Source organism: Shimia sp. R9_2, from assembly GCF_017743735.1.
GTDB lineage: Bacteria > Pseudomonadota > Alphaproteobacteria > Rhodobacterales > Rhodobacteraceae > Shimia.
Genome location: NZ_JAGHRO010000002.1, coordinates 25965 through 48183, shown reverse-complemented (window position 1 = coordinate 48183; position 22219 = coordinate 25965). Strand labels below are relative to the sequence as shown.

The window sequence follows — 22219 nt, the reverse complement described above, 5'->3', positions numbered from 1 at the left end:
AACCTTGATTGGCAAGTCAGTCCGTCGCGGCGTAGTAATGTTGCTGGGAAATGCGAAGGGGATAACTGTGACGATGATCCGGACAACAGGCATAATAGCGACACTTTGGCTTTCACTTGCTTGGCTTTCACTTGCATCCGTTGTTGCTGCAGGAGAGCAACCTGTTGTGGTTGAGCTCTATACCTCGCAGGGGTGTTCCTCTTGTCCGCCAGCTGATGCTTATTTGCGCGAACAATTGGCCGCGCGGGAGGATGTGATCGCGCTCGCGCTGCATGTGGATTACTGGGATTACATCGGCTGGAAAGACGAGTTCGCCAATCCGGCGTTCACCCAGCGCCAGCACAGTTATGCGCGTGCTGCAGGCCATCGCTCGGTCTACACGCCCCAGATGATCATCAACGGGCAGGACCATGTTGTTGGTGCGCATCCCAATAAGGTGGAAAAGCTGATTGAGGCGCATCAAGCGGTGTCGCCTCAGGTGGACCTGGATGTTACACGTGATGGGGATGCGATCAGCATCACTGCGTCAACAGACCTGAGCACGCCGATGAATGTGCATGTGGTCCAGTATCGCTCGGCTGAGAAAGTCTCCATCAAACGGGGCGAAAACGCCGGTCGCGTCCTGACCTACGCCAATATCGTGGACAATTGGGAGCAAGTGCGCCGCTGGACGGGGCAAAGCGATCTGGCGATGCGCGTTACTGTTGAGGGCGACGCTCCCGTTGTGGTGCTCATTCAACGCGAAAACGGCGGCCCCATCGAAGCCGCCGCGCGCGTAAAATAACATACACTCAGGATGACGTTGGGGAGGATGATTAATCCTCGTCGTCATCCTCGTCGCTGATCAGCTCAATTTCGCCAAGCTCCACCAGCTCGCGCACACCTGTCGTGATTTCCGACATGGCGGCCTCTGCCTCTTTGGTTTTCACTTCGCCGCGGTCGTTGACACCTTCGCGCAGCTGATCCGCCATACGCGCGGACATGTTGTTGAGGATAAACTCTGTGGAGACGCCAAAGTCGCCCTCGGTGGCATAAGCCATGGCGGTAATCAGGCTGCCTTCGTCGAGATCGCGCACCAGACGGGGGATATCCAGCGGTTTCACGCGGGTTGCGATATGCGCGTAGGTGAAGATGCGTCTGCGCACCGCCACGGCAAATTCCGCATCCTGTTCGTCCAGCGATTCCAGGACGTCGTCGCGTGTCGCGGTGGTTGCGTTGTTGAGGATCGCGCCCAGACGGTCTTCCGGGCCTTGCTTGAAGGCTTTGGGCGGGCGGTCTTCGATTTGGCAAGCCAGCGTCAGGCCGATACGGTCCACGGCCTCAGGCGTGATGCTTTCGGTCATCGACATGGCGAAGGTGATGCGGCGGGCCTTGTCGCCGGCCAGTTTGGCCAGAACGGTAGCGGCCTTGTCGACCGGGAGCTTTGACATCAGGACAGCGGAGACTTCGATGCTTTCACTGTCGACCATGTTGATCAGCTCCGGCACGGAGAGTTCCTTGATGCGTGACCATGGGTTGCCGATCATGCGCACGCCAGCCTCTTTGCGCAGGCGCGCTTCGGTCAGTGGGCTGATCTGGCCCTGAAGCACGCTGAGCGCTCCGGAAATACCGTTCGGGAAAGAGAGACCGATGGATTCGAGTTCTTGCGCAAATTCCATCAGGACCTCGGCAAGGGTGTCACGGTCGATGTAGCCCATGTCGCCCATCATGTAGGTCAGATCTGCCTGATGGTTGTCTGACAGTTCGGCCAGTGACAGCTCGGCACCCTCATTGAGCAGAAAACGCACGATGATGGCTGCCTTTTGCGGGCGGGTGAGATTGGTTTTGCGCATGCTGCCAAAGCTGGGCATGTCAGCGGCACCACCAAACGGCGCCAGAGGAATCGCACTGCTCATCAATGTCTCCATAGGTCTTGGGCTGCAATGTCCCACTCAACCCTAAAGAAACTCTGAACAACTTACTTAAAGCACCTCGGTTTTTTCCCAAGATTTGAGAACGCCGAGGTGCACCAAGACCAATGGAGGTCGCAAAGGTTTTTGAGGCAAACGTGGAGACACGTTTGCCTCATTGGATATCAGTAGTTGAACGTGTCGCCGCTCTGTATGGCTTTGGCCAATGCGATCTCTGGCCAGCTGCCTTCGCCGCCACGGTCACGGATCTCTTTCAATTGAACACGCGCCAGATCAAGCCGACCGGCTTCGACGTGAGCCTGACCCATGTAGGAGCGCGCCAGGATGTTGTCAGGGTTCTTCGCCAGCGCTTTGTTGTAGTAGCGCATGCCTTCATCCACATTGCCCAGACGGCGGTGGGTGAAGCCCCAGTAGGTCAGAACGCGGTCAGCGTTTTGATCTGACATCATCGCCAGCAGTTCCTGTGCCGCCGCATTTTCACCGGCATAAGCGAGGCTGCGTAGGTTTTCAAAATAGTCCTCGTCGGTCAGCGAGCTGTCTTGCTGCACGACGCATTTGCCAGCGCTTTCGCTGTATACCTTGCCGCTGCTGCAATGCACGGTTTTGGGTTTGGGTGTAGAAGAACCGCTTCCCGCGGCCCAAACAGGTCCAGCCACGGCAAAAACGGCGAGTGACGCGACTGCGAAGGATTTGACCAACATCATTCTTTCTCCAAAAAATCTCTGTGCTTAGCAATACGCTAGCACGTGGTATTAAGATGTCGTAATCACAGGGCTGTCAGTTCAAATAAAATTCAAAAAAGGCGCGGCCATGGGCCACGCCTTTGTGATTTCCAGGTGATTTCTGGTGTCTTAGTCTTTGAAAACACGCGCGAAAATCGTGTCGACGTGTTTGGTGTGGTAGCCCATATCAAATTTCTCTTTGATACCGTCTTCACCCAGTGCCGCCACAACATCGGCATCCGCCAGAAGCTGTTCCTGGAAGTCCACGCGCTCTTCCCAGACCTTCAATGCGTTGCGCTGTACCATGGCGTAGGCGTCTTCGCGGCTGACACCCGCTTGGGTCAGAGCGAGAAGCACACGCTGAGACATCACCAGGCCCGGGAACTTGTTCATGTTCGCCAGCATGTTTTCCGGGAAGATCAGCATTTTGTCGACCACACCGGCCAGACGGTTCAGTGCGAAGTCAAGAGTGACGGTCGCATCAGGGCCAATGCCGCGTTCAACCGAGGAGTGAGAGATGTCACGCTCGTGCCAGAGTGCCACGTTTTCCATGGCCGGGATCACGGTCATGCGCACCAGACGGGCCAGACCTGTCAGGTTTTCGGTCAGAACCGGGTTTTTCTTGTGCGGCATCGCGGAGGAGCCTTTTTGGCCCATGGAGAAGAACTCTGCGCCTTCCAGCACCTCGGTACGCTGCATATGGCGGATTTCCACGGCGATGTTCTCAATAGAGCTGGCGATCACACCCAGCGTGGCAAAGAACATGGCGTGGCGGTCGCGCGGGATCACCTGTGTGGAGATCGGCTCTGGTGTGAGGCCGAGCTGCTCACATACGTGCTCTTCTACGGCCGGGTCGATGTTGGCAAAGGTGCCAACCGCGCCGGAGATTGCGCCGGTGGCGATTTCTTCACGCGCCTGCTGCAGACGGGCCTTGTTGCGGTCCATTTCAGCGTAGAAGCGGGCAAAGGTCAGACCCATGGTGGTGGGCTCTGCGTGGATACCGTGGGAGCGGCCCACGCGAAGGGTGTCTTTGTGCTCTAACGCGCGCTTTTTCAATGCAGCCAGCACTTTGTCCATGTCGGCGAGCAGAATGTCTGCGGCACGTACCAGCTGTACGTTCAGGCAGGTGTCCAGAACGTCAGAGGAGGTCATGCCCTGATGCACAAAGCGGGCTTCTTCGGAACCCACATGCTCTGCCAGGTGGGTCAGGAAGGCGATTACATCGTGCTTGGTGACAGCTTCGATTTCGTCGATGCGTGCGACGTCAAATTCGACGTCCTTGGCTTTCCAGACGGCATCCGCGTTTTCCTGCGGGATCACGCCCAATTTGGCTTGCGCGTCACAGGCGTGCGCCTCGATTTCGTACCAGATGCGGAACTTGGTTTCAGGCGACCAAACGGCGACCATCTCGGGGCGGGCATAACGCGGGATCATATCTCAGCCTTGTTTGTTAGCGTGGGGTCGAGCGTCGTTTAGACGTCAGAGCGCGAAACAGCAAGGGACGTGGTTTTGCGATGCGCATTTAGCTTGTAATTGCAGCACACCAAGTGTCCTATTACGCGAAATTTTGATGGAGGCATTTATGAAAGCTTGGTCCAGCCTTGTTGCCTGTGCTGCAGTGGGCGTGTTGTCCTTGCTGCCGCAGGTTGCACTTTCCGACACCGAGGTTGTCTATGCAGACGCCGGGCGCAACGTGTTTGAAGTCACTGTGCCTGATTTTTGGACATTGCGCGTGGGTGGGGAACGGGAGATCACACCGTCAGACGAAGAAGCACCACGCCCAATTGCGCGTGTCTTTGGATTGTCGCCTGAGCTGGAGAATGGCGTTTGGGTTGGTTTGATGTCGCCGCCGCAGCTGCGCGGGCTTGAAGTTGCCAAGGACTATGCGCAGAGCCTCAGCGGACAGCTTGCCAAAACCACCGAGATCACCGGCACCGAAAGCCGCGAGATCGCTGGCTATCCTGCCTTTGTCGTTGAGGGCACGGGCCGCCGCGATGGGCGCCCTGTGCATTTCACCGCGGCCGTTCTGGAGTTGCCACGCGATCGCGTGGTTGTTGGGCTGACCGTGCTTGATAAAGGGTATGACACCCGCGCTTTGAGCGATGTGAATGCCATTTTGCAATCCATTCGGGCACGCTGAGGGAGGTTTGACATGACAAAGAAACGCTCTTTGAAAATGATTGCCGGCCTCGGTTTGGCGGGGATGCTTCTGGCGGCTTGTGAAGGTGGCGGCGGCTATGTCAGCACCGGTGTCTATTATGACAGCATGTTGTGGAACGACTACTACTACCACGACCATCCGGATCGACCTGACAGGCCGGACCGGCCCGAGCGCCCTGATCGTCCAGAACGCCCGGTTCATCCGATTGCACCTGCGCCGCCTGTGGCCCGGCCACCTGTGGCGCGCCCACCGGTGGCTCGACCTCCGGTTGCGCGCCCGCCTGTGGGACGGCCACGACGCTAAGTCGCTGCCGCTAAGGCCGGTTCTGCCAGCGTCGTGCGCACAAGCGAGGATTGCTCCAGCGTGCGGTGCACCGGGCAGCGGTCGGCGATTTCGAGGAGCCGCTGGCGCTGTTCGGCGCTGAGGTCGCCTTGCAGGTGGATGGTTCGGGAGAACGTATCCACCTTTTGACCGGCCGGGGCCTCGGCGTCCCGCGCATGGACCTTATCGTGGCTGACGTCGACCCAAATATGGGTGAGGGGCCAGTCTTTGCGCCGCGCATACATGCGGATGGTCATTGAGGTGCAGGCACCCAATCCGGCGGAGAGGAACCCATAAGGCGTCATGCCTTGGTTGGTGCCTCCGTAGGCGAGGGGTTCATCCGCAAGTGCGTGGTGGGCGGGACCTGCATTCACATCCTGCAAAAAGCCGTTTGGATCTGCTTCTGCAACGCGCACAATGCCTTCGGGGGCACCGGGCGGCGGGGCAGGCGGGCGCAGTTGCAGGTAGCGACCTGCCCAGGAAGAGATCACTTCCGCCGCATATTCCGCGTCTTTGGGATCAGAGATCAGGTGATCGGCGTCATCCAGTGTGACAAAGCTCTTGGGGTGTTTGGCCGCCTCAAAAATACGCGCGGCATTTTCGATGCCCACTGTGCTGTCACGTGGCGCATGCAGTACCAGAAGCGCCTGATTGAGCTCGCGGATGCAGGGCGCGATATTTTGCGCAGAGATGTCCTCCAGAAACGCTTTGGTGATCTGGAAACGACGCCCAGCGAGGCTGACCTCGGCTTGGCCTTGTTGGTCAATCTCGGTGACCGCATCGCCAAACTGATGACTGACATGTTCCGGCTCAAATGGGGCGCCCAAGGTGACGACAGCTTTGGAGCTGGCAATCCGCGTGGCAGCCTTGAGGACGGCCGCACCGCCCAGGCTGTGGCCGATCAGCAGGCTTGGCGCCATGCCGCGGCTTTCCAGATAGGCCGCTGCCGCTTCAAGATCTGCGACGTTGGAGGAGAAATGCGTGTTGGCAAACTCCCCTTCTGAATGTCCGAGGCCGGTGAAATCAAACCGCAAGACCGCAATGCCCATCGCCGCAAGACGCGAGGCGATCCGGCGGGCGGCTGGGATGTCTTTGGAACAGGTGAAGCAATGGGCAAACAGGGCTGTGGCCAGATGTGGGCCGTCAGGCAAATCAAGGCGGGCGGCAAGCTGATCGCCACCGTGGCCGGGGAAGGTGATGCGTTCGATTGGCATGTGGTATCTCCAGAGAGCAGTTGCCACTCAATGTGTGGGCGCAAAGCCGCCTATAAAAGGAAGATTTCGTTTGGTCACAGGAAGGTGACTTTGTGCGAGCGAACAATTTTGGTGCCCAGCCGACTGATGGTGATTTTGAGCGTGCTTCCGAGCCTGTGATTGGATAGCAAGACGCCATGCAACCTATTCTACAGAAACAGATTCCTTATGACGCGCTGGCGCAGAAGCCTCTGCCGGGTATTGCGCCGCTTGAGCCTGCGGACTGGCTGATATTTGATGACGCTTATGGGGCGCAGATGGCGTTGCGCTGCGCACTTTTGAAACAACGCCCGGATGAGGTGGCTTGCCTTGCGCCTGAAGCTTTGCCCGCGGCGCAGGAGGCTTTGCGCGCTGTGCTGGATCGCCTATCGCAGCGCGAGGACTTTGGTGTTTCTGAAAAAGTGGTTGTTTGTCCGGATGGGCGCGAGGTGGCGTTGGACTGGAACCAGCCTCTGATGAGCCTGGGTCAGATCATTCAGGAGGACATCTGTCTGCTGCAAAAACAGGGGGAGGAGCATGTGCTCACCGGTGCGGTGCTTTGTTTCCCTGCGAGCTGGACATTGGCGGAGAAGTTTCAGAAGCCGCTGATCGATATCCATATTCCGGTGGGGGAATATGACGCCAACATCGCGAAACGTGTGCAGCGTTTGTTTGATGGCGTGCGCGCAGGTCGTCCGCTGTGGCGCAAGAATGCGCTGTGGTATGATGATCCCACGCTGTTTACGCCACGCTCAGAAAGCGCGCCGCGCGATCCGGTGCCGGCAAAAGCAGGGGCGTATCTGCGCTCGGAACGTCAGAGCATCCTGCGTCTGCCTGAGAGTGATGCGGTGATTTTCTCAATCCACACCTTTGTGATGCGGCGCGAAGATATTCTTTAGCGCGCCGCAGCCGGATTTCGTTGGCAGGGCTGGGCTCAGACCTTGGCGCGTTGCAGCATGCCAAACAGATCACGCGGATCATCCGGGTCTGCAAGCATGTCCAGATCTTCGTGGAATGAGGTCTCCGCCACCTTGTCGCGGATATAGCGCAGCGCCGAGAAATCCTCGATTGCAAAGCCTACACTGTCAAACAGAGTGGTCTGGCGCGCATCGCGGCGGCCCTGTTTTGCGCCTGTGATCACCTGCCAGAGCTCGGTGACGGCAAAGTCCTCCGGCATCTGCTGGATTTCGCCTTCGATGCGGGTCTGAGGTGGGAATTCCACAAACACGTCGGAACGCTCCAGAATGCCTTTGGCCAGTTCCGTCTTGCCGGGGCAGTCTCCGCCAATCGCGTTGATGTGCACCCCGGCGCCAACCATGTTGTCGCTCAGGATTGTGGCGTATTGTTTGTCTGCGGTGCAGGTGGTCAGGATATGCGCGCCTTCGATCGCTTCTTCCGGCGAAGAGCAGCTGACAACGGTCAATCCGCTGCCTGCAAGATTGGCGGCGCATTTTGCCGTTGCCGCCGGATCTTTGTCATAAAGGCGCACAGTTTTTACACCCATAATGGCCTTCATAGCGAGCGACTGGAACTCGGACTGTGCGCCGTTTCCGATCATTGCCATTGTGTCAGTGTCTTTTGGTGCCAGATACTTAGCGGCCATTGCTGAGGTGGCTGCGGTGCGCAGGGCTGTCAGAATGGTCATTTCCGTCAGCAGAACCGGATAGCCGGTGTAGACATCTGCGAGCAGACCAAAAGCGGTCACGGTTTGCAGCCCTTCGGCGGTGTTCTTGGGGTGGCCGTTGACATATTTAAAGCCGTAGGCCTCGCCGTCAGACGTCGGCATGAGTTCAATAACGCCGACGTCAGAATGGCTTGCCACGCGGGGTGTTTTGTCAAACTGCTCCCAGCGGCGAAAATCTTCTTCGACATAGCGTGTGAGGTCGATCAGCACCTGCTCGACGCCGATGTGATGCACAAGCCGCATCATATTGTCGACGGAGACAAAGGGGACGAGGGCTTTTTCAGAAGGTTGGGACATATGAGTGTGGCTCCGTCAGAGAGAAGAGGGGCGGACCGGACCGCGAAAGTTAGGAGAAGCTTCGGGTTGGGCGATCAAAGACCCGCCGACCGAGCGCCGAGGCCGCAAGATCGACCATCAGCTTGGCGGTGCGTCCGCGTTCATCCAGGAAGGGATTCAATTCGACCAGATCCAGCGAGCTCAGCAGCCCGCTGTCATGCAGCATCTCCATGACCAGATGGGCCTCGCGCACAGTGGCACCCCCCGGTACGGTCGTGCCCACGGCTGGGGCTACGGATGGGTCCAGAAAGTCCACGTCGAGCGACACATGCAGCAGGCCATTGTTTTGGGACACATGCTCAAGAAAGGCTGCCAGTGGTCGGGCAATGCCGTTTTCGTCGATGTCGCGCATGTCGTGGCGGCGGATTTGTGTGGCTTGCAGCGTCTCGCGCTCTGCAGCATCCACCGAACGCAGGCCGATCATGCAGATGTTTTCTTCGGGCAGGGGATTTTGCACTGCTGGAAAGCCTTCAAACCCGTCACGCCCGGCGAAGTAGGCCACGGGCGTGCCGTGAAGATTGCCGCTGTCACTGCTTTGAGGCGTGTGAAAATCGGTGTGTGCATCGAGCCACAGCACGAACAGCGGCCGGTCTTCTTTGGCGGCGTGATTGGCGACACCGGCTACCGTGCCAGCGGAAAGGCTATGATCTCCACCCAAGAAGATGGGGAAGCCACGCGCGCAGGCCTCCTCTGCTGCAGCGGTGAGGCGCTCGGTCCAGGCAATGGTTTCATTGAGCGCATAGGGTGCGCCTTCTGTCATTTCATCAGAAAAGGCGCGAGGCGCGAGATTGCCAAGGTCTTCGACCGCATGGCCAAGATCCTCAAGGCTTTCACGCAGGCCAGCCGTGCGAAAGGCATCCGGCCCCATCAGACATCCACGACGGCGTTTGCCGCTATCCACCGGCGCGCCGACCAACAAACAGGTCTTTTGTGTCATTTGCTCATCCATTTGACGCTATTTCTCGGAAGATGTTTCCGAAATGAATTGATTTACACCCAGCAATTTGCACATAACGCGAAGAGATTGTTCAGATTGGAATGTGGAGCTGTCGAAATGGATGATGTGGATCGAAAGCTGATTTCGGCATTGCGCAACGATGCGCGCGCCTCTTTGTCCGATCTCGCGATCACGCTTGGCGTCTCGCGTACAACGGTACGAGGCCGGATCGAGCGCCTGCGTCAGCGCGGGGACATCGTCGGCTTTACTGTGGTCTTGCAGGACGACATGAAAAGCGATCCGGTGCGCGGGCTTATGTCTATCGGGATCGAGGGCAGGGGGACAGATCGAATTGTGCGCCACCTCACCGGATTTACGCCGGTACGCGCCATTCACAGCACCAATGGCCGTTGGGATCTGATTGTGGAATTGGGAACCGAGACTTTGGCGGAGCTTGATGACGTGCTGGCCCAGATACGGCGTCTGGATGGGGTGGCCACCAGCGAGACCAGCCTGCTGCTCTCCACCCGGAAGGCCGGGTGAAGATTGGATACAGTCAGTTCAGGCTGTACGCTTGATCGCCCAAAGCCAGATCAGGGCGGCGCCAAGGGACAGGAGGGCGTTGTAGTTGGCCATCGACAGACCAAACATCTGCCATGGGATTTCGTCACAACGCACCAAAGGTGCGGACATAATCTGATTAAAAAGATCGTCGGCGCTCATGCCTGTGATGTCACCGCTGGTGCAGGTTGAGGGGCCTTCCCACCATCCGCGTTCCACACCGGAGTGAAACAGGCCGATCAGGCCGGACGTCGCCGCGCCCATGGCGGCCACATAGGCCAGGAGTGTCATGCCTGACAGTGCAGCCAAAGCTCCGGCGCCTGCCGCCACCCAATGCGGGTAGCGCTGGTAGTAGCAGAGCTTGCAGGGCGCAAGCCCGCCAATGAATTCAAAAGTCCAAGCCCCAAGGACCATGCTGACCGAAAATCCGGTCAGCAGCAGAAAGACATGTTTTTGCGTCATTATTAAAGGTATCTCACCACCAAGAAGCCGCCAAAAAGCAGCACAAGAAAGACGGTGGTTACAAGGCCAAGGCGGTTCTCGATGAAGTCGCGGATCGGTTCACCAAATCTGCGCAACAGACCTGCAACCAGGAAGAAGCGGATGCCACGTGCCAAGATCGACGTTGCGATAAAGGTGCCCATAGGCATGCCGGTAAACCCCGACATAATAGTGATGACCTTGTAAGGGAAGGGCGTGATGCCCGCACCAAGCACCGCCCAGAACCCGAAATCGTTAAATCGCGTTGAGAACTCTGCCACAGCGTCCGCTTTGCCAAGAGACATCAAGATCGGCTCGCCAATCTGCTCATATGCAAAGTAGCCAATGGCATAGCCGAAGATACCGCCCAACACAGAAGAAACCAGCGCAACCAGTGCGATCAGCCATGCCCGGGACGGAGCTGCCAGAATCATCGGGATCATCAGCACGTCGGGTGGAATTGGGAAGATGGAGCTTTCGATGAAGCTGACAATCGCGAGCGCCCAGAGCGCGCGGGGATGATCTGCCAGACTCATGGTCCAGCTGTAGAGGCGTTGAAGCATATTTCGGTCTCTTGAGCCCTAGTTTGCACCTTACACTTGCGTAGGGCATCGGGATTGAAGTGCAAGCAAATAATCAACGAATGAGTGCGGTGAGGCCGAATCTGCCGCTGTTATATCTCTGTCAGAAAGTTGAGTTTTGTGGCTGGACCTTCCTGAGAAGCTTGTCTAAATGAAGAGCGTGGCCCAAGTGGCGGAATGGTAGACGCAGGGGATTCAAAATCCCCCGCCTTCACGGGCGTGAGAGTTCGAGTCTCTCCTTGGGCACCACAAAATCAATAGTTTATGTCCTATAGTTAATGTCGGTGAGCTTGCCCGTTGCACGCAATTTCGCGTAAAATCCGCTTTGAGTTGAACCCTGATACGACCAAAGGCCTATGAGGGCTTTGGGACATATCTCTAGGTGCATGAGCTCCTCGGGCCTATAGTTTCTCTCACTCTTGGGGAGGAGAGATATGTCACAGTCAACCAGCAATCGAAAATCCACAGCAGCCCTTGTTGTTGCTGCCCTTGTGTTCCTTGTCAGTCTTGCCGGGCTGGGCTGGGGATTTGTTGTCTCGGCCATCCTTGCAGGCGCGGCATTTTTTGGCATGACCATGATGGGTAAGTCTGCGAGCGCTGCTGAAGCGCCTGAAATGCCAGCAGCACCGGAGCCTGTTGTGGCGACCGCGCCGGAGCCGGCGGCGCCCGTGGCTGAGCCGGAGGTTGCCCCAGTACAAGACACTCAGGAAGACGAACCCGAGACTGAATCTTTAATGGCGGAAGCTGCGCCGGAGGCTGACGCTGAAACTCAGGGCGCTGATCCCGCAGTCACGGCAGGAATGGTGAAATTGGGAACGCTGCTACCAGGGGAAGCGGAGCTGTCAGAGCGCAGAGGGGCCTGGCGATACGAGGGCTAAGGGCGCGGGGCGTGGTCTTGGCAAAAAAATAGGCGCCTGAGTGGCGCCTTTTTCTTTTTGAGGGATTGGGACATGTTCGGGGATCAGCGGCCCCAAGTGCGGACGGGTCCGCAATCCATATGCACAAAGTTGGAACCGGAGTAGCGGCCAACACCACCGGCGCGGCAAGCGGCTGCTGCGCGGGCCATTTGCGTCACTGAGCGGGAAGAGAGGCGCAAGTCTGCTGCTTGGCCTTTCATGTGCAATGAGTTCTTCGCCACGCCGCGGGAGCGGGAGCGCAGCATCGCGTTTGTCTTGGGGCTGCGGTAGCCGGACAGCAGCATGTAAGGCTCGCCGGCGTCCATCAGATTGTGGGCTGCGGCCATAATGTCGATGGTGCGGATGTCCATGTTGATAACGTCATTGGTGCGCCAGTCACGCATGAAGGCGTTGACTTCGCTGACCGCGTCTTTGATGTACTCGCCTTCAACCCAGTAAATGGTGTCGATGCGCTCACCGGTGCGGCCCGAATACATGCGAATGCGGCGAATATCGCCACCACCGCGCAAAAAGCCCGCTGCTTTGGAATATGTCGGAGCCGCAGTCAATGCTGTTGCTGCAAACGCGCCCAGCAAGCCGCGCCGCGTCATGCTCAAAGAGCCGTCGTTCGGTTCGTTCATAGTTTCAGCGCCTGTCCCGTCGCTTACCTGCCACCGCGATGTTACGCGGCCGTTGTTGTCATCCATCCCCTCAGATGTACGGTTTTTTATGGCACACAAGGATTTCTACACCAAGGTTTCTTTTTGGCGTTGACGGGCGGAGCATGGGTTTTAGGCAGAATTTTGCTTAATTCCTGAACAAAAGGTTTCCGCCGCCGGATTTGTGGCTCCGCTGCACCGGTGCAACAAATTGCACCGCATTCCCCCCTTTGGCGAACTTGTGATTGGACAGCGTTGCCGATACGGAGAAAATCGAAGTCTGAATTGATCCCGACTATTGGAAGTTTCTTATGTTGCAACCCTCGCGCGCGTCCCGCTTTAAGCGCTGTGTTTTCAGCTCTGTCACCGCGGCTGTCCTCGCTGTTTCACTGCTGACCACTGAGGCGCAGGCCTTCCCAGCCTTTAAGCAGGCGGTTGCAGAAACGGCGGCGCGCGACGATGCGATTGCAGCCTATTACCGCGGCGCGGATTTTGATCCGATCTGGACCGGGCAGGGGGAGATCTTTGTTAAGCGGCGTAAGGCACTGATCAACGCACTGTCCCGTGTTGAGGATCATGCACTGCCGTCGGCGCGTTATGATGTGGATCGTTTGGTTGCCCAAATGGCCAGTGCGCGAAGTGCCCGGGATCTGGGACTTGTGGAGGTGGCGCTCAGCAAGGCTTACTTGAGATATGCGCGTGATCTGACGTCTGGCATGCTGGTGCCATCCCGTATTGACGAAGAAATCGTGCGAGAGATTGCGCGGCGTGATCGCACCGAGCTTTTGCAGAGCTTTATTGCGGCGGATGATGCGAAGGGCTTTCTGCGCGGGCTTGCGCCGCAAACGCCGGAATATACCCGCTTGATGAAAGAGAAACTGCGCCTTCAGCGTTTGGTTTCCGAGGGCGGATGGGGCGAGAGCGTGCCTGTTGCCAAGCTGGAACCAGGCGACAAAGGCCGTTCGGTTATTGCGCTGCGCGACCGCCTGATGCGGATGGGCTTTATGGAACGCTCCGCCACCGCGTCTTATGACAGCGACGTTGAGAACGCCGTGCGCGCATTCCAGACAGCCCATGGGCTGGAAATCGATGGCGTCGCGGGCAAAGGCACGATCAGCGAGATCAACGTATCTGCCGAGACCCGCCTGAAGTCCATCATGGTCGCCATGGAGCGGGAGCGCTGGCTAGATCGTGAAACCGAAGGGCGCGAAATTCTCGTCAACCTGACCGATTTTTCCGCAAAAATCATCGATGACGGCAAGCTGACGTTCCGCACGCGCTCAGTGGTTGGCAAAAACCAGAGTGATCGCCGCAGTCCTGAATTCTCCGACACCATGGAGCATATGGTCATCAATCCAACATGGAATGTGCCACGCTCTATTGCCACCAAGGAATACCTGCCTCTGCTGAAGCAGAACCCAAACGCTGTGAGCTATCTGCGTTTGGTGAATGGTCGCGGTCAAACGGTTGATCGCAGTGCGGTTGACTTCTCTCAGTTCACAACCCGGAATTTCCCGTTTGACATGAAGCAGGCACCCGGCAACCGCAATGCGCTGGGTTTGGTCAAATTCATGTTCCCGAACCGGCACAATATCTATCTGCATGACACGCCTCAAAAGGCGCTCTTCAAGCGCGAGGTGCGTGCTTACAGCCATGGCTGTATCCGACTGCAGCAGCCGTTTGAATTTGCCTATGAGCTTCTGTCCAAACAGGAAGACAACCCCAAAGGCTTCTTTCAGTCGCGTTTAAAAACCGGGCGGGAAACCCATGTGAATCTGGAGCAGAACATCCCGGTGCACATCATTTACCGCACGGCCTACACCGAGGCCAAAGGTCCGGTGCAGTATCGCCGCGACGTCTATGGTCGTGACGCAAAGATCTGGGAAGCCATGGCAAATGAAGGGGTGGCCTTAACCTCTTATCAAGGCTAAACACGCCTCCGACATCATCCGGAGGGTTGCACATGGCGTTTACGGTTCAGCAAATTGCTGCGGCAATTGATGCCCAGGCACATGGCAACGTTGATTTGGTCGTGGAGCGGGTTGCCGAACCTGCCATGGCCGGTCCGGATGATCTGGCGCTTCTGACCAATCCGAAATTCGCCGATGGGCTTGCCAAAGGGCAGGCCAAAGTGGCGCTTCTTTGGGATGGTGCAGACTGGCAAGGCATGGGGCTTGAGGCCGCGATTACCGCCAAACGCGGACGGTTTGCCATGTCGGGGCTGTCGCGCATGATGGACCCGGGGCAAAGCTATCCAGAAGGCATCCACCCGACTGCACTGATTGACGAAACCGCCTCTCTGGGCGAGGGCGTCTCCGTTGGACCATATGCGGTTGTCGGGGCAAATGTACAGATTGGTGCGCGCAGCGTTATTGGCCCGTTCTGCCACATTGGTGCAGATACCAGCCTGGGTGAGGACACAATGCTGCGCGATCATGTCTCGATCGGCGCGCGTGTCACAATCGGAGACCGGTTTTGGGCCCAACCGGGCGCGCGGATTGGCGCGGATGGACTGTCGTTTGTGACCCCTGAGCCGAGTGGCGTTGAGAAAGCGCGCGCTTCACTGGGGGATCAGGGTGACGTCAATGAACAGGCTTGGGCGCGCATACATTCGCTTGGTGCTGTAACCATTGGAAATGACGTGGAAATCGGCGCTAACTCTTGCGTGGACTACGGCACGGTGCGCGACACCAAGATTGGCAATGGTTGCAAGATCGACAACCTCGTTCATGTGGCGCACAATGTTGTCGTGGGCAATGATTGCCTGTTTGCCGGATTGGTCGGCATTGCGGGCTCCACGCGTATTGGCAACAATGTGGTCCTTGGCGGACAGGTTGGCGTCACCGACAACACTACGATTGGCGACAACGTCATCGCCGGTGGCGGAAGCAAGCTGATGAGCAAGGTGGCACCGGGGCAGGTTGTGCTTGGTTACCCAGCGGTCAAGATGGAAACCAATCTGGAAATGTACAAAGCTCTCAGACGGTTGCCGCGATTGGCAAAGCAATTTGCAGATCTTCAAAAAACTGTTTCGAAGTTGGGCTTTAAGTCCTAAAACCCGATGACCGCGGGAAAGGAAGAGAAATGAGTGTCAAAGACAAAGTCATTGAAATCATTGCCGAACAGGCGGTTTTGGAGCCTTCTGACATCTCTATGGACAGCACTTTGGAGAGCCTTGGCATCGACAGCCTTGGTCTGGTCGAAAGCATCTTTGCCATTGAAGAGGCCTTTGATATTTCGATCCCTTTCAATGCCAATGAGCCTGAGAAGAGTGACTTTGACATTTCCTCAGTAGCCACCATCATTTCCGGCATTGAAAAGCTGGTTGAAGGCTGAGCCTACACTCGCAGAACGGATAAGGCGAAAGAGGACATGAAGCGCGTCGTCATTACCGGAGCCGGCACAATCAACGCCCTTGGGCATGATGTGCCACAAACGCTTGCAGCCATGCGTGAAGGGCATTGTGGCATTGGCGAGCTGGACATGCGCGATGTGGACCGTCTGGGCGTCCAAATCGGCGCGCAGGTCCAGGGCTTTGAGCCTGAGGTTATCTTCAACCGGCAGCAGCTTTCGCTCTATGATCGCTTTACGCAGTTCGCGCTTGTCGCGGCACGCGAAGCGCTGGCGCAGGCCGGTCTTGAGTTTTCTGGTGAGCTTTCCGCAAAGTCCGGCGTTGTCCTTGGCAACTCCGGCGGTGGCATGCAGACGCTGGATGAAAACTACCGGACTGTCTATGAGGACGGAAAAAATCGCGTGCATCCCTTTGTGGTGCCCAAGCTGATGAACAACGCCGCGGCGAGCCACATCAGCATGGAGTTTAACCTCAAAGGCCCGAGTTTCACGGTGGCTTCTGCCTGTGCGAGCTCCAACCATGCGATGGCGCAAGCTTTCCAGATGGTCCGTTCCGGCATGTCTCCGGTGATGATCACCGGTGGGGCAGAATCCATGCTCTGCTTTGGCGGCGTCAAAGCCTGGGAAGGGCTGCGGGTCATGTCCAAGGATGCGTGCCGGCCGTTTTCAGCCACCCGCAACGGTATGGTGCAAGGCGAGGGCGCAGGTGTCTTTGTCTTTGAAGAGATGGACCACGCCAAGGCGCGCGGTGCGGAAATTCTGGCTGAGGTGGTCGGTTTTGCCATGACTTCAGACGCGGCTGATATTGTGATGCCCTCCCGTCAGGGTGCATCCCGCGCGATCTCTGGCGCTTTGGCCGATGCCAAGCTGAACCGCGAAGACGTAGGCTATATCAACGCGCATGGCACCGGTACGGCGGCAAACGACAAAACCGAATGCAGCGCGGTGGCAGATGTCTTTGGCCCGCATGCAGATAAGCTGATGATTTCTTCCACAAAATCCATGCATGGTCATTTGATTGGCGGCACCGGTGCGGTGGAGCTTCTGGCCTGCATCATGGCGCTGCGCGACGGCATCATTGCGCCCACGATCGGCTATGAAGAAGCCGATCCTGAATGCGCTATGGATGTTGTGCCCAATGAGGCACGTGAGGCCAATGTGGATGTGGCACTCTCAAATGCATTTGCCTTTGGCGGGTTAAATGCGGTGATGGCTTTAAAGAAGGTCTGATACCACAAGAACGCCAACACACAGACTCCAGAAAATCAAAAGCCGCCCACCATCAGGTGCGCGGCTTTGTTGTTTTTGACGCTTTGGGAGCGTTTACTGATCGACGCCACCTGCGGTGTCAAAGGCTTTGGTAAACCCAGCCAAGGACATTTCCACGGTGACCACCTGATCCGGAGCCAGCGCAGGCACAATGGTGATCTGCGCGACATTACCAGCTTTGAAATTGTTGATATCTGCTTCGCTAAAGCCGATCCGCGCGACACAGCCAGCCTGATTGCAGAAGGCAAACGGGTAGCGGCGGGCGTTATTGCTGTCCACGGCCATGGTCAACTGCGAGGTCAGCAGCGTTTCAAGCGGGACAATCAAAGTCGCACCGGCCACCGCCTGGCCTTCAGGTTGGGCCAGTTTGAACAGTGTGACTTCAGAGATCGGCGTGCCGGTCTGATCGCGCAAAAGCTGGTACAAACGGCATGGGCGCGGCTCCGGCCCGCTGGCCGCACATTGCAGCTCCCAATCGCCGATCACTTCGGTGGTCACGTCATTGTTCGGGGCCTGCGGGATCTGGGCTTCACCTTGACCGGCCACGGCTTCCCCCATTGCCAGCGATCCGTCAGACAGGGATGGCACACTCTGCGCAGAGAGCTGGCTCGCCACGAGCAACGCGGCAATAAAAGTTGGAAGTTTGAGCATGTGATTTCCTGATTGTTCTCATGTCGTCTGCCGTCGCTTAACACGGCAGAATTTGATTGTCAGGTCACGCTTGATGAAAACCTGATCAATGCTGACAGGCTTCGCTTTTGTGAGCGGACACATCTGGCAAAGCACGCCTTGCAACTGGGCCGACAGGGTAAACTAAGTTTGCACGAGGGATGGCGTGTAAGGGATTGAAGGAACAATCACTTTCCAAAGAAAAAGGGCCCAAAACTGGGCCCTCTCCCTATATTTCACTCCCCGTCGGACTGGCCGACTTATTCATTGCCAAAACGCTACGGCCAAAATCGTTTGCGGTCAACAGGAAAAAGAAATTCTTCTGCCTTGGAATTGTACAAAAAAAAGGGCCGCACAGTGCGTGCGGCCAGTACTCAACAGGGAGGAGTTCGTTCCCAAAACCGTTAAGCTCTGGTCTGGAACACCTTTGAAAATGGGGCAAAAAGGTTAACAATGTATTCTGCATTCGGTTAACCAACTCATTTTCAGGGCAACGGCGAGGTAAGTCACTGATGGACGGCAAGATTTTTTTGGGCGGTGGCGGCCCCGATTATGGCGAAAAACAGGAGCTTTCTCTGAAAAATGCCAACCGGCATGGCCTGATTGCTGGGGCAACCGGCACTGGAAAGACTGTAACCTTGCAGATTCTGGCGGAAGGATTCTCCGCGGCTGGGGTGCCGGTGTTCCTGTCTGACGTGAAGGGCGACCTCTCAGGTCTTGCAGCTTCCGGCAGCCCAGAGGCCAAATTGCACGGTGCTTTCACCTCCCGCGCTGAAAAAATAGGCCTTGAGAGCTACAGCTACAAAGCCTTCCCGGTGACCTTTTGGGATCTCTTTGGGGCCCAGGGGCATCCGGTGCGCACCACAGTTGCGGAGATGGGGCCGCTGTTGCTGGCGCGTCTGATGGAGCTTAGCGAGGCACAGGAAGGCATTCTCAACATCGCCTTCCGCCTGGCGGATGAGCAGGGCCTACCTTTGCTGGATCTCAAGGACCTGCAGGCGCTGCTTGTCTGGGTTGGCGAGAACCGCGTAGAGCTGGCCCTGCGCTACGGCAATATCTCGGTCAACTCAATTGGTGCCATTCAGCGCCGCCTGTTGGTTCTGGAAAATCAGGGGGCCAACAAACTCTTTGGTGAACCGGCACTGGATCTGTCTGATCTGATGCGGGTGGACGCCGAAGGCCGCGGTCGCATCAACATCCTTGCCTCAGACAAACTCATGGGCGCGCCGCGCCTCTATGCCACCTTCCTGCTGTGGCTGCTGTCCGAGCTGTTTGAAACCCTGCCTGAGGTGGGCGATCCGGAAAAACCCAAGTTAGTGTTCTTCTTTGATGAGGCGCATCTTCTGTTTGACGGTGCGCCCAAGGCGCTGATTGACAAGGTGGAGCAGGTGGCGCGCCTGATCCGCTCCAAAGGGGTGGGGGTCTACTTCGTCACCCAGAACCCTGACGACATCCCCGAGGATATTCTCGGGCAATTGGGCAACCGCGTCCAACACGCTCTGCGGGCCTTTACAGCCCGCGATAAGAAAGCGTTGCGGCTTGCGGCAGAAACCTATCGCCCAAACCCCCGCTTTGAGACTGAAGAGGCGATACGCGAGGTGGGCGTCGGGGAGGCTGTCACCTCGATGCTGATGAAGAAAGGCGTGCCCGGCATTGTCGAGCGCACGCTGATCCGCCCGCCATCGTCGCAACTGGGGCCACTGGATCAGGCGTTGCGGGCAAATGTGATGGCCAACTCACCGGTTGCCGGAAAATACGACACCCCCAAGGATCGTCATTCCGCCTATGAAATGCTGCGCGATCGCGCCGCAAGCGCAGCCAAGGAGGCGGAGGTCGTCGAAGCTCAGGAAGAAGAGCAACCCACGGCTCAGCGCGAGTTCAGCGCGGCCCGGCGCTACAGTGGAGGTCGCGTGAGCCGGTCGTCCTCTCGCTCTGTGCGTATCCGTTCAGATGACAGCTTTGGCACCGCCATGGGCAAGATGGTGATGAAAGAGCTGACAGGCACAACGGGGCGCAAAATCGTGCGCGGTATTCTTGGCGGTCTCTTCAAAGGGCGCTGAGCCAGCCTCTTCTCATTCTTGGAAATATCCTCGCCGAAGGCAAAAGGCGTTCCCGAGGGAGCGCCTTTTTCTCTTACTTTTCAGGGATCAAACCGCGTGGGCTGAACCTCAGCACCAACAGCAGGATCACCCCCATGGTCAACAGGCGCATATGGGCCGCGCTGTCGATGAGGTGCTTCTTCAGGCCGCTGTCTTCCGCCATTCCGATGGTGACCAGCTCCATCAGCCACAGCCCCATCGGCTCAACCTGCACCCAGAGGAACCAGATCAGAAAGCCGCCCAAAACCGCGCCAAGGTTGTTGCCGGAGCCGCCGACAATCACCATCACCCAGATCAGGAAGGTGTAGCGCAGCGGCTGGTAGGTGCCAGGTGTCAACTGACCATCAAGCGTTGTCATCATCGCGCCCGCAATGCCGCAGACCGCCGAGCCCAGCACAAAGATCTGCAGATGGCGATTGGTGACGTCTTTGCCCATGGCCTCCGCTGCCACCTCATTGTCGCGGATCGCGCGCATCATCCGGCCCCAAGGGCTTTTCAGTGCAAGCTGCGCCATCACGAAGATCAGGATCAGCACAATGGCAAACAGGACCGAATAGTTCAGCTTTACAAAGATCGAAGAGGCTGTCGCCACATCTATTCCCAGGGCTTCAGCGCGGTTGATGAAGGTTGAGGAGTTCTGCAGGTCGATCTCATAGGGCACCGGACGGTCCAGCCCGACCACATTTTTCACGCCGCGCGCCAGCCAGTCTTCGTTTTTCATCACGGCAATGATGATTTCCGCAATCCCCAGCGTCGCAATCGCCAGGTAGTCAGAGCGCAGACCCAGAGCGGTTTTGCCGATCAGCCAGGCCACACCAGCAGCCAGCAGACCACCCACAGGCCACGCCAGCAGCACCGGCAGGTTCAGACCACCCAAGTTACCTTGCAGGGCCGGATTGATCGCTTCGACTGCGGCCACACCGGGATCAAAGATGCCGCGGTAGAGGAAGAAGCCCGCCACCAGAACAGCAAGCGTTGCGAGATTACGCGCGCGTCCAGCAGGCATTTTCTGACGCAGCATAACCGCGCCCACAATTGTGCCGGCACCCGCAAGCAAAGCGATCATAATCCGCCAGCCACCTGCGCTCCAGGCACCGTCTACAGGCGCTGCGGAGGTCAACACAACGGCCAACCCACCCAGCGCGACAAAGCCCATAACACCCACGTTAAACAGTCCGGCAAAGCCCCACTGCAGATTCACGCCAAGCGCCATGATTGCCGAAATCAGCCCCATGTTGAGGATCAGCAGCGCCACGTTCCAGCTCTGCATAAAGCCGGTCAGTACAATCAGGCCAAAGACCAGGGCAAAGAGGGCGGTGTTTTTTAGCTGTTCACTCATACCGATTTCCCCTTGAACAGGCCGGTCGGCTTGAACAGCAGAACCACGATCAGGATCACAAAGCTGACGGCAAATTTATAGTCGGTGCTCAGAAGCTGCACGAGGCCGGAGGGCTCAAGGCTTTCAGGCAACATGTATTTCAGCACTTTTTTCCACGCATAGGTGATGGTCACCTCAGAAAAGGCAATCACAAAGCCCCCGGCAATGGCACCCAGCGGGCTGCCCAGCCCACCGACGATGGCTGCGGCGAAAATCGGCAGCAGCAGTTGGAAATACACAAACGGTTTGAAGGATTTATCGAGCCCGTAGAGCACACCAGCCGTGGTCGCGAGTGCTGCCACAATAAGCCAAGTGTACATCACAACACGCTCAGGGTTGATGCCTGACAGTAGCGCCAGATCTTCATTGTCAGAATAGGCCCGCATGGATTTGCCGGTGCGGGTGCGGTTCAGGAACCAGAACAGCAGCGCCACAGCAACGATGGCGACCACAACGGTGATGCCCTGCGTGGTTTTGATCGCAAGACCTTCGCGCAGGCCAGTCATCTGTTTGAACTCGCGCACCGAGATAATGAACCGTTCGCCATCAGAGAATTTCTGATCCGCTGGGCCGATGATGAAGCGTACGAGGCCATTCATTATGAACATCACGCCCATGGAGACGATCACAAGGATCACCGGCTTGGCTTTTTGCTCGCGGTAAAAGCGATAAATCATACGGTCTGTGATCAGCATCAGCGCCATGGTGCCCAAGATTGCAAAGGGCAGGGCCAGCAGGGCAGTTGGTAATGGGCCTAAGCTCAGCCCCATGGATTGGAACCACCATGTGATCAGCACAGCCAGCATCGCGCCAAAGGCCATGGTGTCCCCATGGGCAAAGTTGGAAAACCGCAGAATACCGTAGATCAGCGTCACCCCCAGCGCCCCAAGCGCAAGCTGGCTGCCATAGGCGATTGCGGGAATCAGAACAAAGTTAGAAAGCGCCACAAGAGCGTTGAGAAAGTCCATGGTCC

23 protein-coding genes and 1 tRNA gene are annotated in these 22219 nt (G+C 57.4%); 12 read left to right on the top strand and 12 right to left on the bottom strand.

Annotation, left to right across the window (positions count from 1 at the left end):
- The first annotated feature begins 73 nt into the window (after positions 1-73).
- Entirely contained in the window at positions 74-784 is a 711-nt protein-coding gene (locus J7400_RS04785; RefSeq protein ID WP_209060341.1) for a DUF1223 domain-containing protein, read from the top strand.
- A 31-nt stretch (positions 785-815) separates the two neighbouring features.
- On the opposite strand, the gene J7400_RS04780 is transcribed toward J7400_RS04785, so the two are convergent.
- The 3 genes from J7400_RS04780 to purB all read right to left on the bottom strand — a co-directional run bounded on the left by J7400_RS04780 (position 816) and on the right by purB (position 4066).
- A complete protein-coding gene (locus J7400_RS04780; protein WP_247738634.1) occupies positions 816-1895 on the bottom strand; it encodes a FliG C-terminal domain-containing protein in 1080 nt (359 codons plus the stop codon).
- Positions 1896-2074: 179 nt separating this feature from the next.
- The gene (locus J7400_RS04775) at positions 2075-2614 is read right to left on the bottom strand and encodes a tetratricopeptide repeat protein (protein ID WP_247738633.1); all 540 of its coding nucleotides are present in this window, start codon (positions 2612-2614) and stop codon (positions 2075-2077) included.
- A 147-nt stretch (positions 2615-2761) separates the two neighbouring features.
- Positions 2762-4066: an adenylosuccinate lyase gene (gene purB, locus J7400_RS04770; protein ID WP_209060339.1), complete on the bottom strand. Its 1305-nt coding sequence runs from the start codon at positions 4064-4066 to the stop codon at positions 2762-2764.
- Between the two features lie 148 nt (positions 4067-4214).
- On the opposite strand from purB, the gene J7400_RS04765 reads away from it, so the two are divergent.
- Together J7400_RS04765 and J7400_RS04760 are read left to right on the top strand one after the other, a co-directional pair.
- Positions 4215-4772, top strand: a complete 558-nt coding sequence (locus J7400_RS04765; protein ID WP_209060337.1) for a hypothetical protein — start codon at positions 4215-4217, stop codon at positions 4770-4772.
- A gap of 12 nt (positions 4773-4784) precedes the next feature.
- Complete coding sequence (locus tag J7400_RS04760; protein ID WP_209060336.1) at positions 4785-5096, top strand: hypothetical protein; 312 nt, start codon at positions 4785-4787, stop codon at positions 5094-5096.
- Here the strand turns inward: J7400_RS04760 and J7400_RS04755 are convergent.
- Positions 5093-6328, bottom strand: a complete 1236-nt coding sequence (locus tag J7400_RS04755; RefSeq protein WP_209060335.1) for an alpha/beta fold hydrolase — start codon at positions 6326-6328, stop codon at positions 5093-5095. The genes J7400_RS04760 and J7400_RS04755 overlap by 4 nt on opposite strands.
- 176 nt (positions 6329-6504) lie before the next feature.
- On the opposite strand from J7400_RS04755, the gene J7400_RS04750 reads away from it, so the two are divergent.
- Entirely contained in the window at positions 6505-7245 is a 741-nt protein-coding gene (locus tag J7400_RS04750) for a DUF3445 domain-containing protein (RefSeq protein ID WP_209060329.1), read from the top strand.
- A 35-nt stretch (positions 7246-7280) separates the two neighbouring features.
- Here J7400_RS04750 and J7400_RS04745 read toward each other — a convergent pair whose 3' ends face one another.
- Both J7400_RS04745 and rocF read right to left on the bottom strand, forming a co-directional pair.
- Positions 7281-8327: an ornithine cyclodeaminase gene (locus tag J7400_RS04745; protein ID WP_209060325.1), complete on the bottom strand. Its 1047-nt coding sequence runs from the start codon at positions 8325-8327 to the stop codon at positions 7281-7283.
- 49 nt (positions 8328-8376) lie between these two features.
- Entirely contained in the window at positions 8377-9303 is a 927-nt protein-coding gene (gene rocF, locus J7400_RS04740; RefSeq protein ID WP_209060322.1) for an arginase, read from the bottom strand.
- A 117-nt stretch (positions 9304-9420) separates the two neighbouring features.
- Between rocF and J7400_RS04735 the strand changes: the two genes are divergently transcribed.
- On the top strand, positions 9421-9846 hold the full coding sequence (locus J7400_RS04735) for an Lrp/AsnC family transcriptional regulator (protein WP_209060320.1): 426 nt from the start codon (positions 9421-9423) through the stop codon (positions 9844-9846).
- Positions 9847-9864: 18 nt separating this feature from the next.
- Here J7400_RS04735 and J7400_RS04730 read toward each other — a convergent pair whose 3' ends face one another.
- Both J7400_RS04730 and J7400_RS04725 read right to left on the bottom strand, forming a co-directional pair.
- Positions 9865-10326, bottom strand: coding sequence for a disulfide bond formation protein B (locus tag J7400_RS04730; protein ID WP_209060318.1), 462 nt, complete (start codon positions 10324-10326; stop codon positions 9865-9867).
- A 2-nt stretch (positions 10327-10328) separates the two neighbouring features.
- Positions 10329-10907: a YqaA family protein gene (locus J7400_RS04725; protein ID WP_209060316.1), complete on the bottom strand. Its 579-nt coding sequence runs from the start codon at positions 10905-10907 to the stop codon at positions 10329-10331.
- 181 nt (positions 10908-11088) lie between these two features.
- Here J7400_RS04725 and J7400_RS04720 point away from each other — a divergent pair.
- Positions 11089-11174: transfer RNA gene (locus J7400_RS04720), tRNA-Leu, on the top strand.
- Between the two features lie 185 nt (positions 11175-11359).
- Positions 11360-11803, top strand: a complete 444-nt coding sequence (locus J7400_RS04715; protein WP_209060314.1) for a hypothetical protein — start codon at positions 11360-11362, stop codon at positions 11801-11803.
- 83 nt (positions 11804-11886) lie between these two features.
- Here J7400_RS04715 and J7400_RS04710 read toward each other — a convergent pair whose 3' ends face one another.
- On the bottom strand, positions 11887-12432 hold the full coding sequence (locus J7400_RS04710) for a DUF882 domain-containing protein (RefSeq protein WP_209061982.1): 546 nt from the start codon (positions 12430-12432) through the stop codon (positions 11887-11889).
- Positions 12433-12791: 359 nt separating this feature from the next.
- On the opposite strand from J7400_RS04710, the gene J7400_RS04705 reads away from it, so the two are divergent.
- The 4 genes from J7400_RS04705 to J7400_RS04690 are packed head-to-tail and all read left to right on the top strand — an operon-like array spanning position 12792 to position 17061.
- On the top strand, positions 12792-14411 hold the full coding sequence (locus J7400_RS04705; protein WP_209060312.1) for a L,D-transpeptidase family protein: 1620 nt from the start codon (positions 12792-12794) through the stop codon (positions 14409-14411).
- Positions 14412-14443: 32 nt separating this feature from the next.
- On the top strand, positions 14444-15535 hold the full coding sequence (lpxD, locus tag J7400_RS04700) for a UDP-3-O-(3-hydroxymyristoyl)glucosamine N-acyltransferase (RefSeq protein WP_209060310.1): 1092 nt from the start codon (positions 14444-14446) through the stop codon (positions 15533-15535).
- Between the two features lie 29 nt (positions 15536-15564).
- A complete protein-coding gene (locus tag J7400_RS04695; protein ID WP_209060308.1) occupies positions 15565-15816 on the top strand; it encodes a phosphopantetheine-binding protein in 252 nt (83 codons plus the stop codon).
- Positions 15817-15852: 36 nt separating this feature from the next.
- Positions 15853-17061, top strand: coding sequence for a beta-ketoacyl-[acyl-carrier-protein] synthase family protein (locus J7400_RS04690; RefSeq protein ID WP_209060306.1), 1209 nt, complete (start codon positions 15853-15855; stop codon positions 17059-17061).
- A 93-nt stretch (positions 17062-17154) separates the two neighbouring features.
- Here J7400_RS04690 and J7400_RS04685 read toward each other — a convergent pair whose 3' ends face one another.
- On the bottom strand, positions 17155-17751 hold the full coding sequence (locus tag J7400_RS04685) for an invasion associated locus B family protein (RefSeq protein ID WP_209060304.1): 597 nt from the start codon (positions 17749-17751) through the stop codon (positions 17155-17157).
- A gap of 530 nt (positions 17752-18281) precedes the next feature.
- On the opposite strand from J7400_RS04685, the gene J7400_RS04680 reads away from it, so the two are divergent.
- Positions 18282-19829 carry a helicase HerA-like domain-containing protein gene (locus tag J7400_RS04680; RefSeq protein ID WP_209060302.1) on the top strand — a complete coding sequence of 516 codons (1548 nt, stop codon included), beginning with the start codon at positions 18282-18284 and terminating at the stop codon, positions 19827-19829.
- A gap of 73 nt (positions 19830-19902) precedes the next feature.
- On the opposite strand, the gene J7400_RS04675 is transcribed toward J7400_RS04680, so the two are convergent.
- Both J7400_RS04675 and J7400_RS04670 read right to left on the bottom strand, forming a co-directional pair.
- On the bottom strand, positions 19903-21207 hold the full coding sequence (locus J7400_RS04675; protein ID WP_209060300.1) for a branched-chain amino acid ABC transporter permease: 1305 nt from the start codon (positions 21205-21207) through the stop codon (positions 19903-19905).
- On the bottom strand, positions 21204-22214 hold the full coding sequence (locus J7400_RS04670; protein WP_209060298.1) for a branched-chain amino acid ABC transporter permease: 1011 nt from the start codon (positions 22212-22214) through the stop codon (positions 21204-21206). The genes J7400_RS04675 and J7400_RS04670 overlap by 4 nt, the downstream gene beginning before the upstream one ends.
- Positions 22215-22219: the final 5 nt, after the last annotated feature.

Bases quoted from the DNA above. Each gene is read 5' to 3' on its own strand.
- J7400_RS04785 (WP_209060341.1), top strand. From the start codon at position 74: ATGATCCGGACAACAGGCATAATAGCGACACTTTGGCTTTCACTTGCT.
- J7400_RS04780 (WP_247738634.1), bottom strand. From the start codon at position 1,895: ATGAGCAGTGCGATTCCTCTGGCGCCGTTTGGTGGTGCCGCTGACATG.
- J7400_RS04775 (WP_247738633.1), bottom strand. From the start codon at position 2,614: ATGATGTTGGTCAAATCCTTCGCAGTCGCGTCACTCGCCGTTTTTGCC.
- purB (WP_209060339.1), bottom strand. From the start codon at position 4,066: ATGATCCCGCGTTATGCCCGCCCCGAGATGGTCGCCGTTTGGTCGCCT.
- J7400_RS04765 (WP_209060337.1), top strand. From the start codon at position 4,215: ATGAAAGCTTGGTCCAGCCTTGTTGCCTGTGCTGCAGTGGGCGTGTTG.
- J7400_RS04760 (WP_209060336.1), top strand. From the start codon at position 4,785: ATGACAAAGAAACGCTCTTTGAAAATGATTGCCGGCCTCGGTTTGGCG.
- J7400_RS04755 (WP_209060335.1), bottom strand. From the start codon at position 6,328: ATGCCAATCGAACGCATCACCTTCCCCGGCCACGGTGGCGATCAGCTT.
- J7400_RS04750 (WP_209060329.1), top strand. From the start codon at position 6,505: ATGCAACCTATTCTACAGAAACAGATTCCTTATGACGCGCTGGCGCAG.
- J7400_RS04745 (WP_209060325.1), bottom strand. From the start codon at position 8,327: ATGTCCCAACCTTCTGAAAAAGCCCTCGTCCCCTTTGTCTCCGTCGAC.
- rocF (WP_209060322.1), bottom strand. From the start codon at position 9,303: ATGACACAAAAGACCTGTTTGTTGGTCGGCGCGCCGGTGGATAGCGGC.
- J7400_RS04735 (WP_209060320.1), top strand. From the start codon at position 9,421: ATGGATGATGTGGATCGAAAGCTGATTTCGGCATTGCGCAACGATGCG.
- J7400_RS04730 (WP_209060318.1), bottom strand. From the start codon at position 10,326: ATGACGCAAAAACATGTCTTTCTGCTGCTGACCGGATTTTCGGTCAGC.
- J7400_RS04725 (WP_209060316.1), bottom strand. From the start codon at position 10,907: ATGCTTCAACGCCTCTACAGCTGGACCATGAGTCTGGCAGATCATCCC.
- J7400_RS04715 (WP_209060314.1), top strand. From the start codon at position 11,360: ATGTCACAGTCAACCAGCAATCGAAAATCCACAGCAGCCCTTGTTGTT.
- J7400_RS04710 (WP_209061982.1), bottom strand. From the start codon at position 12,432: ATGACGCGGCGCGGCTTGCTGGGCGCGTTTGCAGCAACAGCATTGACT.
- J7400_RS04705 (WP_209060312.1), top strand. From the start codon at position 12,792: ATGTTGCAACCCTCGCGCGCGTCCCGCTTTAAGCGCTGTGTTTTCAGC.
- lpxD (WP_209060310.1), top strand. From the start codon at position 14,444: ATGGCGTTTACGGTTCAGCAAATTGCTGCGGCAATTGATGCCCAGGCA.
- J7400_RS04695 (WP_209060308.1), top strand. From the start codon at position 15,565: ATGAGTGTCAAAGACAAAGTCATTGAAATCATTGCCGAACAGGCGGTT.
- J7400_RS04690 (WP_209060306.1), top strand. From the start codon at position 15,853: ATGAAGCGCGTCGTCATTACCGGAGCCGGCACAATCAACGCCCTTGGG.
- J7400_RS04685 (WP_209060304.1), bottom strand. From the start codon at position 17,751: ATGCTCAAACTTCCAACTTTTATTGCCGCGTTGCTCGTGGCGAGCCAG.
- J7400_RS04680 (WP_209060302.1), top strand. From the start codon at position 18,282: ATGGACGGCAAGATTTTTTTGGGCGGTGGCGGCCCCGATTATGGCGAA.
- J7400_RS04675 (WP_209060300.1), bottom strand. From the start codon at position 21,207: ATGAGTGAACAGCTAAAAAACACCGCCCTCTTTGCCCTGGTCTTTGGC.
- J7400_RS04670 (WP_209060298.1), bottom strand. From the start codon at position 22,214: ATGGACTTTCTCAACGCTCTTGTGGCGCTTTCTAACTTTGTTCTGATT.